The sequence below is a fragment of the Pedococcus sp. genome (assembly GCF_036554925.1).
Lineage (GTDB): Bacteria > Actinomycetota > Actinomycetes > Actinomycetales > Dermatophilaceae > Pedococcus_A.
Map to the genome: position 1 here is coordinate 1 of NZ_DATBMI010000006.1, position 13,417 is coordinate 13,417.

Genomic DNA, 13,417 nt, shown 5'->3' on the forward strand with positions numbered 1-13,417 from the left:
TCGCCGCTGCTGCCGTGACGCCGGACGGCGACGTGGTCGGGGTCGCGCTGGTCGTCCTGCGCCTGCGCGAGAACCCCGGCGTCGCCTTCCTCTCGCTCGCGGTGCACCCCGACCACCGCCGCCGCGGGACCGGCACCGAGCTGCTCCGGTGGGCCGAGGCCCGCGGTGTCGAGCAGGGGCGCAGCGTCTTCATCGCCGAGACCGAGTGGCCCGCCGGCCACGCCGACCACTCCGGCGAGGCCTTCGCCCGCGGGCACGGCTACAGCCCGGCGCAGCTCGTGCTGCGCAGCACGCTGCGCCTGCCGGTCGACGAGGTGGCCCTCTCAGCCATCGTCGCCGACGACGGCGACGCAACCACTCCTGACTACGCGCTCGAGACGAGCGTGGACGGCATACCGGACTCGTGGCTCGAGGACCGCGCCGAGCTGCAGCGCCGGATGAGCACCGACGCACCGCTCGGCGACCTCCAGCTCGAGGAGGAGGACTGGGACGCCGAGCGGGTGCGGGGCGAGTACGCCGTGGTGCTCGCCATGGGCCGCCGGGTGGTGGAGACCGTCGCCCGGCACCTCCCCACCGGCCGGCTGGTCGGCTACACCCAGGTGCAGGTCTCGCCGGAGACGCCGACCCTCGGCTACCAGCAGGACACCCTCGTCGTGCGCAAGCACCGCGGGCACGCGCTCGGGCTGCGACTCAAGGCGGCCAACACCCTCGCGGTGATGGAGCACCTGCCGGAGCTGACCGCCATCCGCACGTGGAACGCCGACGACAACGCCCACATGCTCGCGGTCAACCAGCGGCTCGGCTACGCGGTCGACGCCCACCGGCGCGAGTGGCAGAAGGTGCTCGACTGACGTCCGAGGGGCTGCCGTTAGCCTTGCCCGCATGAGCGAGCAGCAGAGCGGTCAGGGCGGGTTCTCCACCAGGGCGATCCACGCCGGGCAGGAGCCGGACGCCAGCACGGGCGCCGTGATCACCCCGATCTACCAGGTGTCGACCTACAAGCAGGACGGCATCGGCGGCTTCCGGGGCGGCTACGAGTACAGCCGCTCGGCCAACCCGACCCGCACCGCGCTCGAGGAGTGCTTCGCCGCGCTCGAGGGCGGGGCCCGCGGCTTCGCGTTCTCCTCCGGCCTGGCCGGGCAGGACACCCTGCTGCGCGCCCTGCTGACGCCGGGCGACCACGTCGTCGTCCCGTCCGACGCCTACGGCGGCACGTACCGGCTGTTCAACAAGGTGCTCGTGCCGTGGGGGGTCGAGCACACCATCGCGCGCATCGCCGACGTGGAGTCGGTGCGCGCGGCCATCCGCCCGGGCCAGACCAAGATCGTCTGGGTCGAGACTCCGACCAACCCGCTCCTCGGCATCGCCGACATCGCCGCCCTCGCCGACCTCGCCCACGAGGCGGGGGCGCTGCTCGTCGTCGACAACACCTTCGCCTCGCCCTACCTGCAGCAGCCGCTGGCCCTCGGCGCCGACATCGTCACCCACTCCACGACGAAGTACTGCGGTGGCCACAGCGACGTCGTCGGCGGTGCCGTCGTCGTCGGCCACGACATCGCCGTCCCCGGGTTCGAGGACGCCGCCGACCGCGTCGCCTTCCACCAGAACTCGATGGGCGCCGTCGCCGGCCCGTTCGACGCCTGGCTCGTCCTGCGTGGTCTGAAGACCCTCGCGATCCGCATGGAGCGGCACAGCGACAACGCGGAGAAGGTCGTCGAGTTCCTCCGGGCCCACCCGGCCGTCAGCGCGGTGCACTACCCGGGCCTGCCGAGCCACCCCGGGCACGAGGTCGCCAAGAGGCAGATGAAGCGCTTCGGCGGCATGATCTCCTTCCAGCTGGTGGGCGGCGAGGACGTCGCGGTCAAGGTGTGCGCCGAGACGCAGGTCTGGACCTTGGGCGAGTCCCTCGGCGGTGTCGAGTCGCTCATCGAGCACCCGGCCCGGATGACCCACGCCTCCGTGGCCGGCACGGAGCTCGAGGTCCCTGCGGACCTCATCCGGCTCTCCGTCGGCATCGAGGACGTCGAGGACCTCATCGAGGACCTGCGCCAGGCGCTCGACCGGCTCGGCTGACCCGGCCCGGCTCCGCGATGCCACGGGTCCTCTGCGTCGACTTCGGCTCGACGTTCACCAAGGCCGCCCTCGTCGACACCGGCTCGGGCGCGCTGCTGGCCTCACGCGAGGTGCCCACGACCATCGCGACCGACGTGCTCGACGGCTACCGGTCGATCCTGGGCTCGCTGGCGACCGACGGTGTGGGCGCGCCCGACGAGGTGCTCGCCTGCTCCAGCGCCGGCGGAGGGCTGCGGCTGGCGGTCGTCGGCTACGAGCGCGACGTCACCGCCGAGGCCGGCTACCGGGTGGGGCTGAGCGCGGGCGCCAAGGTGGTCCACGTCGCCGCCGGCTCGATGTCGGGTGCCGACGTCGCCGCGCTGCGCGCTGCGCGGCCCGACATCATCCTGCTCGTCGGGGGCACGGACGGCGGCAACGCCGACGTGCTCCTGCACAACGCCGGCCGGCTCGCCCGGGCCCGCGTCCACGCGCCCGTCGTCGCGGCGGGCAACGCCGACGCTGCCGACGAGGTCGCGGCACTGCTCGCGGCCACCGGGCGGCGGTACGAGGTGACCCGCAACGTGCTGCCCCGGATCGGCGTCATCGCCCCGGAGCCGGCCCGCGCGGCCATCCGGGCTGCCTTCCTCCACCACGTCATCGGCGGCAAGGGTCTCTCGCGGGGGCCCGCCTTCGCCGGCATGGTGCAGGCGGCGACCCCGGATGCCGTGCTGGCCGGGGTGGAGGTGCTCGCCGACGCGGTGGGCAGCGACGTCCTGGTGGTCGACATCGGCGGGGCGACCACCGACGTCTACTCCGCGCTGCACCCTCAGGGGGAGGACGCCGGGCTGGCCAAGGACGTCGTGGCCCCGCTCTGGCACTCGCGCACGGTCGAGGCCGACCTCGGGGTGCGGTGGAACGCCGAGGGCGTCGTCGAGGCGGCGGTGCGCGAGCACGTTCCCGTGCCTGCCGACCTGCCCCGGTATGCCGCGGGGCTGGCTGCCGACCCCGGCCACCTCCCCGAGGACGAGGCCGAGGAGGTGCTCGACCTCGCGCTCGCCCGCACGGCCGCGCTCGTCGCCGTCCGACGGCACGCCCGCCCGCCCTCGCCCGGCAGCAGTCCGAGGCCGCTCGCCGACGTCGCCGTCGTGGTCGGCTCCGGCGGGGTGCTGCGGCATGCCCCGGCCGGCGAGCGGGAGGCAGTCCTCTCCGCCGTCGCCGGCGACCATGCCGGCGGGTGGCGCGTGCCGCGCGACCCCGTTCTGGTGACCGACACGGCATACCTGCTGTGTGCGGTGGGCCTGCTGGCCGGGCCCCACCCCGGCGCCGCGCGCGCGCTCGCCGGGCGCGTTGTCGGTGACGGCTCCTAGATTGGCCCCATGAGCCAGTCACACGCAGCCCTGGGGATGCCTCGACTCGACCTCGTCGTGCTCGACTGCCCCGACCCGCGAGCCCTCGGCGCCTTCTACGCCAAGGTCCTCGGGTGGAGCATCGTGTCGGCCGACGACGACTGGGTGGACCTCCGCGGCCCGGGGGGCGGCATCGGGCTGTCCTTCCAGAGGGTCGAGGGGTACCAGCCGCCGACCTGGCCGGAGGGCCCGCGGCCGCAGCACTTCCACCTCGACCTCCAGGTGCCCGACATCGACGCGGCAGAGCCGGCCGTGCTCGAGGCCGGGGCCACGGTGCACGAGCACCAGCCCTCGGAGAACGGCGGCTTCCGGGTCTACCTCGACCCGGCAGGCCACCCGTTCTGCCTCTGCCGGGACTGACGCCGCACCCTCCCGGCCGGAAAAGCCGTTGGGCCTGTCGTACCCCCGACCTACGCTGGAGTCCATGTCCTCCTCCCTGGCCATCGAGGCCGACAACCTGGTGAAACACTTCGGCGAGACCGCCGCGGTCGACGGAGTGAGCTTCTCGGTCCCGAGAGGCTCCGTCCTCGGCCTGCTCGGCCCGAACGGCGCGGGCAAGACGACGACCGTGCGGATGATGACCACGCTGACCCGGCCCACGAGGGGCACGGCCCGCGTCAACGGCCACGACGTGCTGCGCGAGCCCGACGCGGTCCGCCGCAGCATGGGGCTGACCGGCCAGGCCGCCACCGTCGACGAGCTGCTGACCGGCCGGGAGAACATCCACCTCATCGGCTCCCTCTACGGCCTGGCGGCCTCCTACGTCCGGAAGGCCGCCGATGAGCTCCTCGAGCGCTTCTCGCTGACCGACGCCGGCGACCGGGTCGTGAAGACCTACTCGGGTGGCATGCGCCGCCGGCTCGACCTCGCCGTCAGCCTGGTCGCCACGCCGCCGGTGCTCTTCCTCGACGAGCCGACGACCGGCCTCGACCCGCGCAGCCGGGTCGAGCTCTGGGAGGTGCTGCGCGGCCTGGTCCGCGACGGCACCACCCTGCTGCTCACGACCCAGTACCTCGAGGAGGCCGACCACCTGGCCGACCGCATCGTGGTGATCGACCACGGCAGGATCATCGCCGAGGGCACCGCGCTCGAGCTCAAGGACCAGAGCGGCCAGGCGAGCATCGTCCTCACCGTGTCCAAGTCCGAGGACCTCTCCACGGCCGAGGAGATGCTGCGCCACCACGTGCCGACGGTCCACGTCGACGAGGCCGCGCGGCAGCTCACGGCACCGGCCGACGGGCTGCGCGACATGACCCGGATCGCCGCGGTCTTCGAGCACAGCGAGATCGAGCTCGACGACCTGGGCCTGAAGCGCCCCAGCCTCGACGACGTCTTCCTGCACCTGACCGGCCACAAGGCCGAGGAACCCACCGAGCAGACCACCGAGGAGCAGGCGTCATGACCACCGAGACGACCACACAGGTCACCACCGGCGAGCTGAGCCGTCCCGAGCTCAAGCAGACCGGTCTGCTGCACCAGTCGATGGCGATCGTCCGCCGCAACCTGCGCCACATCAAGCGCCAGCCCGAGGCGCTCACCGACGTGACGATCCAGCCGGTGATGTTCGTCGTGCTGTTCGCCTTCGTGTTCGGCGGGTCGATCCAGACCGAGGGCAGCGACTACCGCGAGTGGCTCCTGCCGGGGATCATGGCGCAGACGATGGCGTTCGCGTCGTTCGTCGTCGCCATCGGGCTCAACACCGACATCGACAAGGGCATCGTCGACCGCTTCCGCTCGCTGCCGATCTCGCGGTCGTCGGTGCTGATCGGCCGCAGCGTGTCGAGCCTGATCCACTCCAGCATCGGCATCGTCGTCATGTCCATCACCGGCCTCGCCATCGGGTGGCGGATCCACGACGGCCTGCTCGCGGGTCTCCTCGCGTACGGCCTGCTCCTGCTGTTCGGCTTCGCGATGATCTGGATCGGCATCCTCGTGGGGTCGGCGATGCGGTCCATCGAGGCGGTCAACGGCCTGATGTTCACGACGATCTTCCCGATCACGTTCCTGGCCAACACCTTCGCGCCGACCGAGCAGATGACGCCGGTGCTGCGGACGATCGCCGAGTGGAACCCGATCTCGTCGCTGGTCCAGGCGATGCGCGAGCTGTGGGGCAACACACCCCCGGCCCCGGCCGATGCCGCGCTGCCGCTGCACTACCCGGTCCTGTTCGCCATCGGCTGGTCGGTCCTCATCGCCGCGGTCACGGCGCCGCTGGCCGTCCGCGCCTTCAACCGGCGCACGAGCGACTAGCCCGGTCAGCGCCCGCGCGGGTGGCGGGTAGCCTGCGCGCATGGCATCACCGTCGCTGTCCGTCACCCTGGACGACGTCCGCGCTGCGCAGGACCTGCTCAGCGGGGTTGTCCGACCCACACCCCTCGAGTACAGCCGCGCCCTCGCCGACCGCGTCGGTGCCGAGGTCTACCTCAAGTGCGAGAACCTCCAGCGGGCCGGCTCCTTCAAGATCCGGGGCGCCTACACCCGCATGGCGCGCCTCTCCGACGAGGAGAAGTCCCGCGGGGTCGTCGCGGCCAGCGCCGGCAACCACGCCCAGGGCGTGGCCCTGGCGGCGCAGCTGCTCGGGATCAAGGCCAAGGTCTACATGCCGCACGGCGCCCCCATGCCCAAGCTGGTGGCGACCCGGGCCTACGGAGCTGACATCGAGCAGGTCGGCACCACCATCGACGAGTGCCTGGTCAAGGCGCGGGAGTGGGAGGCCAGCACCGGGGCGGTGCTCATCCACCCGTTCGACCACCGCGACATCGTGGCGGGCCAGGGAACCTGTGGACTCGAGATCCTCCAGGAGTGCCCGGACGTGCGCACCATCGTGGTGAGCGCCGGCGGTGGAGGACTCCTCGCGGGCATCTCCACCGCGGTCAAGGCGCTCAAGCCCGATGTCCGGATCATCGGCGTGCAGGCCGAGCAGGCCGCGGCCTACCCGCTCTCGCTGGCGGCCGGCAAGCCCGTGGCCTACGAGAACATGCAGACCATGGCCGACGGCATCGCGGTCGGCATGCCGGGTGACGTGCCGTACGCCCTGGTCCGCGACCTCGTCGACGGCATCGAGACGGTCAGCGAGGAGGCGCTCTCCAAGGCGCTGCTGTTCCTCCTGGAGCGCGCCAAGCTCGTCGTCGAACCAGCCGGGGCGGCCGCCGTGGCCCACCTGCTGTCCACGGCCGGACGACACGTCGAGGGCCCGGTGGTGGCCGTCCTCTCCGGCGGCAACATCGACCCGCTGCTCCTGCTGCGGATCATCCGGCACGGCATGGCCGCGGCCGGGCGCTACCTCCAGTTCCGGGTGCGCGTCCCGGACCGCCCCGGGTCGCTGGCCGGCCTGCTCGCGGACTGCGCGGCGGTCGACGCGAACGTCCTCGAGGTCGAGCACGTCCGCACCGGGACGACGATCCGCGTCGACGAGGTGGAGATCGGCCTGCAGCTCGAGACCAAGGGCCACGAGCACTGCGAGGACGTCCTGCGCGCCCTGCGCTCGAAGGGCTACCAGCTCAAGTTCGGCTGAGGCGCGCGCCGGCGCACTGCGTCGCGTGCCCGTCTGCACCACGACCCACCCCGCATGCCGCGCGGCACGGCACACGGCGAACGGGCCGCCCCGAGAGGGGACGGCCCGTTCGTCGTTTCGGCGGGAGGCTCAGCCGGTGTAGGGCTTGGCGTCCTTGATGGTGACCTCGATGGTCTTGCCGTTGGGGGCCTCGTAGGAGACGGTGTCGCCGATCTTGCGGCCGTTGATGGCCACACCCATGGCGGACTTCTCGCTGTAGACCTCGAGGTCGGCGTCGGCGATCTCGCGCGAGCCCATCAGGAAGGTCAGGTCGTCGCCGAACATGTCGACCGTGACGACCATGCCGGGCTCGACGACGCCGTCGTCGGCGGGGGCCTGGCCGACCTTGGCGTTCTCGAGGAGCTGGGTGAGCTGGCGGATGCGGGCCTCCATCTTGCCCTGCTCCTCCTTGGCGGCGTGGTAGCCGCCGTTCTCCTTCAGGTCACCCTCCTCGCGGGCCGCCTCGATCTTCTTCGCGATCTCGGTACGGCCCTCGCCGGAGAGCTGGTCCAGCTCGGCCTTCAGGCGGTCGAAGGCTTCCTGGGTCAGGTAGCTCTGTGCGGGGGTCGCAATGTCGCTCACGTCGTACTCCTTGATGTGGGTCCTCGGCCGGCAGCGGATCAGCGCGACCGGGGTGTCTTACGCCAAGCGGCCCGGACCCTGACTCTCTGAGGTGGCCAGGTCCAGACCGCGCGGTGAAAGGACAATGGTAACAACCGCGGCGCAGAAGGGTCCATTCCTTGCGCACACCGGTGGTCGTCGACCGTGCCGCGAGACCCGTGCTGACCTGCGCCTTTGCGGAGCAGGGCACCTCTCGCGTCAGTCCGGGGTGCACTCCCGGACGACGCCGGTGACCGCCCTGGTGGTGGTGCGGACCGTCACCTGCCGGTGGACCGCCACCTCGGGGGAGGCGGGGATGCGCACCTCGACGGTCCCGACGGTGCCGAACCCCTGGTCGAGGGCCCGGACGACGCACGTGACGGCCTGCCCCTCCGGGCGGTGGACGTCGAACTCCACCTCGACGGTGCGGTCGTCGAGCACCCGGTAGCCGGTGTCGGTCCAGGTGACCCGGCCGAGGGAGGCCGACAGCGCCAGCCACACCACCGCTGCGGTGCCGATCAGGCACCCGACGATGCCGATGACCCACCACCGGCGCTGGTCGGGAGCGGGTCGGGGGAGGCGCATCGGGCACTGCCTTTCGCGTAGCCGGTGCCGTCGGCGGGCCGGCGACAGCGCAGTGAGAGGATGTGGGACGGCCCCATTGTCGGCGATGGACCAGAGAGGTTGTGCAGGTGGCTGATCGGTTGCGGCTCATGGCGGTGCACGCGCACCCCGACGACGAGTCGAGCAAGGGCGCGGCGACGATGGCGAAGTACGTCGACGAGGGCCACGACGTCCTGGTGGTCTCGTGCACCGGCGGCGAGCGGGGCGACATCCTCAACCCCAAGCTCGTCGACGACATCCACATCCTGCGCGACCTGCCGCGGGTGCGCCGTGAGGAGATGGCCCGGGCGCAGGCGATCCTCGGGGTCCAGCACACCTGGCTCGGCTTCGTCGACTCCGGCCTGCCCGAGGGTGACCCCCTCCCGCCGCTGCCCGACGGGTGCTTCGCGCTCGAGCCCCTCGACGTCACCACCGAGGCGCTGGTCCGCGAGATCCGCCGCTTCCGCCCGCACGTGATGACGACCTACGACGAGAACGGCGGCTACCCGCACCCGGACCACATCATGTGCCACACCGTCTCGATGGCGGCCTTCGCCGCCGCCGGGGACCCCGCGGCATACCCGCACGCCGGCGAGCCGTGGCAGCCACTGAAGATCTACTACAACCAGACCTTCAGCAGGGAGCGGATCGTCGCCTTCCACGAGGCGCTCACCGCGCTGGAGGAGGAGAGCCCGTATGCCGAGTGGCTGGAGCACTGGCAGGACCGCACCCCCCGGACGGTGACGACCAGCATCCACTGCGCCGACTACTACGACCGGCGCGACCAGGCGCTGCTCGCCCACGCCACGCAGATCGACCCGGACGGCACCTTCTTCCGGGTGCCGCGGGAGGTCCAGCAGCAGGTCTGGCCCACCGAGGAGTACGAGGCGGCGCTGTCCTACGTCCCGGTCGTGCCCATCGAGGACGACCTGTTCGCCGGTCTGGGGGACGTCGCGAGCGCGGACGCCCTGGCGACCAAGTCGGGCCTCGAGCTCGCCTACGACGGTCGGAAGGACCCCGCGTGAACACCCCCAGCACCGCCGTCTCGCCGGGCCTGGGCGCCTTCATCGCCTTCTTCGTCCTGGCCATCGCCCTGTGGCTGCTCATGCGCAACATGAACGCGCGGATGAGGCGGATGTCCTACCGGGCCGAGGAGCGCCAGCGTGAGGCGGAGGCAGAGGCACGGGGCGTGCCCGCGGGTGAGGCCGACGGCCCGGAGGGGCAGGTCGCCCGCGAGGGCGACGAGTCCAGCGAGCAGGACGACGCCGCCGGTACCACCCCGGAGGGGGATGACGGGCGCGAGGGCCGGGAGGAGACTGGCCGCACACGTCCCTGAGGCCAGGAGGTCGCGCCATGAGTGGTCGCGTCGTGCACTTCGAGATCCCGTTCGACGATGCGGAGCGGGCCATGTCGTTCTACCGGGGGCTCTTCGGGTGGGACCTGCAGGCCCTGCCCGGTGAGTTCGGTGGCTACGTCATGGTGACCACCGGCCCCACCGGAGAGCAGGGCCCGCACGAACCGGGCTACATCAACGGCGGCCTGGCGCCGCGCGACCAGAGCACGGGTGCGGTCAACGTCGTCATCGACGTCGAGGACATCGACGCCAAGCTCAAGGAGATCGAGGCGCAGGGCGGTCAGGTCATGTCCGGCCGGGCCGCCGTGGGCGAGATGGGCTTCGCGGCCTACTTCAAGGACCCGGAGGGCAACGTCGTGGGCCTGTGGGAGAACGCCCCCCAGGGGTGAGGGGTCAGGCCCCGGCGCTGTAGACCGTGATCGACGCCGCGACGTAGTGCGCGGCGAAGGCGGCCACCGTGAGGCTGTGGAAGATCTCGTGGAAGCCGAACCACCGGGGCGAGGGGTTGGGCCGCTTGAGGCCGTACACGAGGGCGCCGAGCGTGTAGAGCAGGCCGCCCGTCGCGAGCAGGGCGACGATCGCCGGGCCGCCGTGCTGCAGCAGGGGGCCGAGGTAGAAGACGGCCACCCAGCCGAGCGCGACGTAGATCGGGGTGTAGAGCCATCGGGGCGCATGCACCCAGAAGACCCGGAAGAGCACGCCGGCGACCGCGCCGACCCACACGATGAGCAGCATGGTGCGGGCCTGTCCCTCCGGCAGGAGCAACGCGAACGGCGTGTAGCTGCCGGCGATGATGAGGAAGATGTTGGAGTGGTCCAGGCGCTTCAGCACCGCCGCCACGCGTGGCGACCAGTTGCCGCGGTGGTACACGGCGGACGTGCCGAACAGCAGCCAGGCGGTGACGGAGAAGACCGCGGCGGCGATGCGGGCCGGGGTGTTCGGCGCCAGGGCGATCAGCACGATCCCGGCGGCCACGGTCAGGGGCACCATGCCGGCGTGCAGCCAGCCGCGAAGCCGCGGCTTGACCGCGTCGACCACCGTCTCGAGGGGGCCGCGCTCGTCTGGGGTGGGTGAGGGGGCCATCCGGAGAGCATAACCTACGGCTCCGTAAGTTACTAGCGCGTAGGTTCTCGGGCGTGGCGCTCGATGCCATCGCCAGGCCGCGTAGCGGCCACGGGCCCGGCGCCGGGAGTAGCGTGTGCCTGAGGCGCTCACGAGCGCCGCCCGCCGACCGCCCGACCGATGCCCGCCGACCCGAGGAGTCCCCTTGGCCCTGCGCGACCCGCTGTATGCCGCGTACGAGCGGCGGCTCCGCCGCAGCCTCAAGGGCGCCACGCTTCCGCGCCACGTCGGGGTCATGCTGGACGGCAACCGGCGGTGGGCGAAGGCGCGCGGGGCCGGCACCAAGGAAGGGCACCAGGCGGGGGCCGACAACATCGCCCACTTCCTGTCGTGGTGCGAGGACGCCGGGGTCGAGGTGGTCACGCTCTGGCTGCTGTCGACCGACAACCTCAACCGCCCGGCCGCAGAGCTCGCGCCGCTGCTGGAGATCATCGAGAACACCGTGGCCGACCTGGCGGAGACCGGCCGGTGGCGGATCAACCCGGTCGGCTCGCCCGACCTCCTGCCCGCCGAGACGGCCCGCCGGCTCAAGGAGAGCGCAGACGCGACCGCCGGCGTCACGGGGATGGTGGTCAACGTCGCCGTGGGCTACGGCGGCCGGCAGGAGATCACCGACGCGGTCCGGTCGCTGCTCATCGCGCACGCGGCCAACGGCACCACCATCGAGGAGCTGGCCGAGACGCTCGAGGTGGAGCACATCGCGGAGCACCTCTACACCAAGGGCCAGCCCGACCCGGACCTCGTCATCCGGACCTCCGGCGAGCAGCGCCTGTCCGGGTTCCTGCTGTGGCAGAGCGCGCACAGCGAGTTCTACTTCTGCGAGGCCTACTGGCCCGACTTCCGGCATGTCGACTTCCTGCGCGCCCTGAGGGCTTACTCCGAGCGGCACCGCCGCTTCGGGTCCTAGCCCTGCACCGGCTTCCTCCGCATCGCTCTCCGGCCTGCCTCCACCCCCCCTCGCCGTCCGGCGTAGGCGCGCCCGAGGCCCGGGTCGGGTGGTTGGGGAGGGTTCGTCGGCCGAACGGCTGAAGTTGGTGTGAACACCTCGCGACACGCCCCTGGTCTTCCACGTTCTGGAGTGCCGCAGTCGTACCGTCGGCAGTGACGCGGAGCACCCGCACCGCGTTCGGGAGGCCCATCACATGGAGCGAGAGCAGCTCCGAGCGGAGGGCCGGAACCGGTCCCGCCGCGGTGGGAAGGCCTGGTCCCGGCACCTCGTTCGCGAGTAGGCGCACCGCGCAGACCGCGCGCTGTGCCAAGGAGTGAGATGGCCTCGACATCGAGCACGAACCGTCGTCCCAGCAGTTCCTCCGCTTCGGCCAGCGCCCCCGCGCGCACAGAGACCCCGACCCGCACCCGAACCGTGCCCGCCCGCAGGGGTGCGCCACCGGCATACCGCACGTTCGTCCTCGACACCTCGGTGCTGCTCTCCGACCCACGGGCCATGCTGCGCTTCGCCGAGCACGAGGTGGTGCTGCCGGTCGTGGTGGTCACCGAGCTCGAGGGGAAGCGCCACCACCCCGAGCTGGGGTACTTCGCGCGGACCGCGCTGCGGATGCTGGACGAGCTGCGGATCAAGGAGGGCCGGCTCGACGCCCCGGTCGCCGTGGGGGAGGACGGCGGCACGCTGCGGGTCGAGCTCAACCACACGGACCCCAGCTCGCTGCCGGCGGGCTTCCGCCTCGGCGACAACGACACCCGGATCCTGTCGGTCGCCAAGAACCTCTCGAACGAGGGCCACGACGTCACCATCGTCAGCAAGGACCTGCCGATGCGGGTCAAGGCGTCGGCGGTGGGGCTCGCGGCCGAGGAGTACCGCGCCGAGCTCGCCGTGGACAGCGGGTGGACCGGCATGACCGAGCTCGACGTCACGGTCGAGGAGATGGACGCCCTCTACGAGCACGGGCGTGTCGAGCACGCCCAGGCGGCCGAGCTGCCGTGCCACACCGGGCTCGTGCTGCTCTCGCCCCGCGGCAGCGGCCTCGGGCGCGTCGGCGCCGACAAGCAGATCCGGCTGGTGCGTGGTGACCGCGACGCGTTCGGCCTGCACGGGCGCAGCGCGGAGCAGCGCATCGCGCTCGACCTGCTGCTCGACCCCGATGTGGGCATCGTCAGCCTCGGCGGCCGCGCCGGCACCGGCAAGAGCGCCCTCGCCCTGTGCGCCGGCCTCGAGGCGGTGATGGAGCGGAGGCAGCAGCGCAAGGTCGTCGTCTTCCGTCCGCTGTACGCCGTCGGTGGGCAGGAGCTCGGCTACCTGCCGGGCAGCGAGTCCGAGAAGATGGGCCCCTGGGCGCAGGCGGTCTTCGACACCCTCGGCGCGCTCGTCTCGCACGAGGTCGTCGAGGAGGTCATGGACCGCGGCATGCTCGAGGTCCTGCCCCTGACCCACATCCGCGGCCGCTCGCTCCACGACGCGTTCGTCATCGTCGACGAGGCGCAGTCGCTGGAGCGCAACGTCCTGCTGACCGTGCTCTCCCGGATCGGGCAGAACTCCAAGGTGGTCCTGACCCACGACGTGGCGCAGCGCGACAACCTGCGCGTGGGCAGGCACGACGGCGTCGCCGCGGTCATCGAGGCGCTCAAGGGCCACCCGCTCTTCGCCCACGTCACCCTGACCCGCAGCGAGCGCAGCCCGATCGCAGCCCTGGTCACCGACCTGCTCGAGGGGCTCGAGATCTAGCTGCGACGCAAGCCAGGCCTGGGCGCCCGCGCCCTCCCGTTCTCCGG

The 13,417-nt window shown here is 72.1% G+C and carries 15 protein-coding genes; 12 read left to right on the top strand and 3 right to left on the bottom strand.

What is annotated here, in order from left to right; all coding sequences use genetic code 11:
- From VIB11_RS00345 to ilvA, 7 genes are all read left to right on the top strand, one after another.
- A partial coding sequence (locus VIB11_RS00345) for a GNAT family N-acetyltransferase (RefSeq protein WP_332027272.1) occupies positions 1–851 on the top strand: 851 nt, incomplete at its 5' end.
- Between the two features lie 31 nt (positions 852–882).
- Positions 883–2,073: a cystathionine gamma-synthase gene (locus VIB11_RS00350; RefSeq protein ID WP_332027273.1), complete on the top strand. Its 1,191-nt coding sequence runs from the start codon at positions 883–885 to the stop codon at positions 2,071–2,073.
- 17 nt (positions 2,074–2,090) lie between these two features.
- The gene (locus tag VIB11_RS00355; RefSeq protein ID WP_332027274.1) at positions 2,091–3,419 is read left to right on the top strand and encodes a glutamate mutase L; all 1,329 of its coding nucleotides are present in this window, start codon (positions 2,091–2,093) and stop codon (positions 3,417–3,419) included.
- 9 nt (positions 3,420–3,428) lie between these two features.
- Positions 3,429–3,818: a VOC family protein gene (locus VIB11_RS00360; RefSeq protein WP_332027275.1), complete on the top strand. Its 390-nt coding sequence runs from the start codon at positions 3,429–3,431 to the stop codon at positions 3,816–3,818.
- A gap of 64 nt (positions 3,819–3,882) precedes the next feature.
- A complete protein-coding gene (locus VIB11_RS00365) occupies positions 3,883–4,860 on the top strand; it encodes an ATP-binding cassette domain-containing protein (RefSeq protein WP_332027276.1) in 978 nt (325 codons plus the stop codon).
- Complete coding sequence (locus VIB11_RS00370; RefSeq protein WP_332027277.1) at positions 4,857–5,708, top strand: ABC transporter permease; 852 nt, start codon at positions 4,857–4,859, stop codon at positions 5,706–5,708. Before VIB11_RS00365 ends, VIB11_RS00370 begins: the two co-directional genes overlap by 4 nt.
- A gap of 40 nt (positions 5,709–5,748) precedes the next feature.
- Positions 5,749–6,972: a threonine ammonia-lyase gene (gene ilvA / locus VIB11_RS00375; RefSeq protein WP_332027278.1), complete on the top strand. Its 1,224-nt coding sequence runs from the start codon at positions 5,749–5,751 to the stop codon at positions 6,970–6,972.
- Between the two features lie 129 nt (positions 6,973–7,101).
- On the opposite strand, the gene greA is transcribed toward ilvA, so the two are convergent.
- Together greA and VIB11_RS00385 are read right to left on the bottom strand one after the other, a co-directional pair.
- Positions 7,102–7,593 carry a transcription elongation factor GreA gene (greA, locus tag VIB11_RS00380; protein WP_332027279.1) on the bottom strand — a complete coding sequence of 164 codons (492 nt, stop codon included), beginning with the start codon at positions 7,591–7,593 and terminating at the stop codon, positions 7,102–7,104.
- A gap of 237 nt (positions 7,594–7,830) precedes the next feature.
- Positions 7,831–8,196, bottom strand: coding sequence for a DUF4307 domain-containing protein (locus tag VIB11_RS00385; protein WP_332027280.1), 366 nt, complete (start codon positions 8,194–8,196; stop codon positions 7,831–7,833).
- Positions 8,197–8,303: 107 nt separating this feature from the next.
- On the opposite strand from VIB11_RS00385, the gene mca reads away from it, so the two are divergent.
- From mca to VIB11_RS00400, 3 genes are read left to right on the top strand one after another with little or no spacing between them, the layout of a single operon-like run.
- Complete coding sequence (gene mca / locus VIB11_RS00390; protein WP_332027281.1) at positions 8,304–9,239, top strand: mycothiol conjugate amidase Mca; 936 nt, start codon at positions 8,304–8,306, stop codon at positions 9,237–9,239.
- Complete coding sequence (locus tag VIB11_RS00395) at positions 9,236–9,550, top strand: hypothetical protein (RefSeq protein WP_332027282.1); 315 nt, start codon at positions 9,236–9,238, stop codon at positions 9,548–9,550. The genes mca and VIB11_RS00395 overlap by 4 nt, the downstream gene beginning before the upstream one ends.
- A 17-nt stretch (positions 9,551–9,567) precedes the next feature.
- The gene (locus VIB11_RS00400) at positions 9,568–9,957 is read left to right on the top strand and encodes a VOC family protein (RefSeq protein ID WP_332027283.1); all 390 of its coding nucleotides are present in this window, start codon (positions 9,568–9,570) and stop codon (positions 9,955–9,957) included.
- Between the two features lie 4 nt (positions 9,958–9,961).
- Here the strand turns inward: VIB11_RS00400 and trhA are convergent, their stop codons facing one another.
- On the bottom strand, positions 9,962–10,651 hold the full coding sequence (gene trhA, locus VIB11_RS00405; RefSeq protein ID WP_332027284.1) for a PAQR family membrane homeostasis protein TrhA: 690 nt from the start codon (positions 10,649–10,651) through the stop codon (positions 9,962–9,964).
- Between the two features lie 184 nt (positions 10,652–10,835).
- Between trhA and VIB11_RS00410 the strand changes: the two genes are divergently transcribed.
- Complete coding sequence (locus tag VIB11_RS00410; RefSeq protein WP_332027285.1) at positions 10,836–11,597, top strand: isoprenyl transferase; 762 nt, start codon at positions 10,836–10,838, stop codon at positions 11,595–11,597.
- Positions 11,598–12,134: 537 nt separating this feature from the next.
- Positions 12,135–13,370 (top strand): PhoH family protein, encoded by a 1,236-nt coding sequence (locus VIB11_RS00415; RefSeq protein WP_414695720.1) that lies wholly within the window; start codon positions 12,135–12,137, stop codon positions 13,368–13,370.
- Positions 13,371–13,417: the final 47 nt, after the last annotated feature.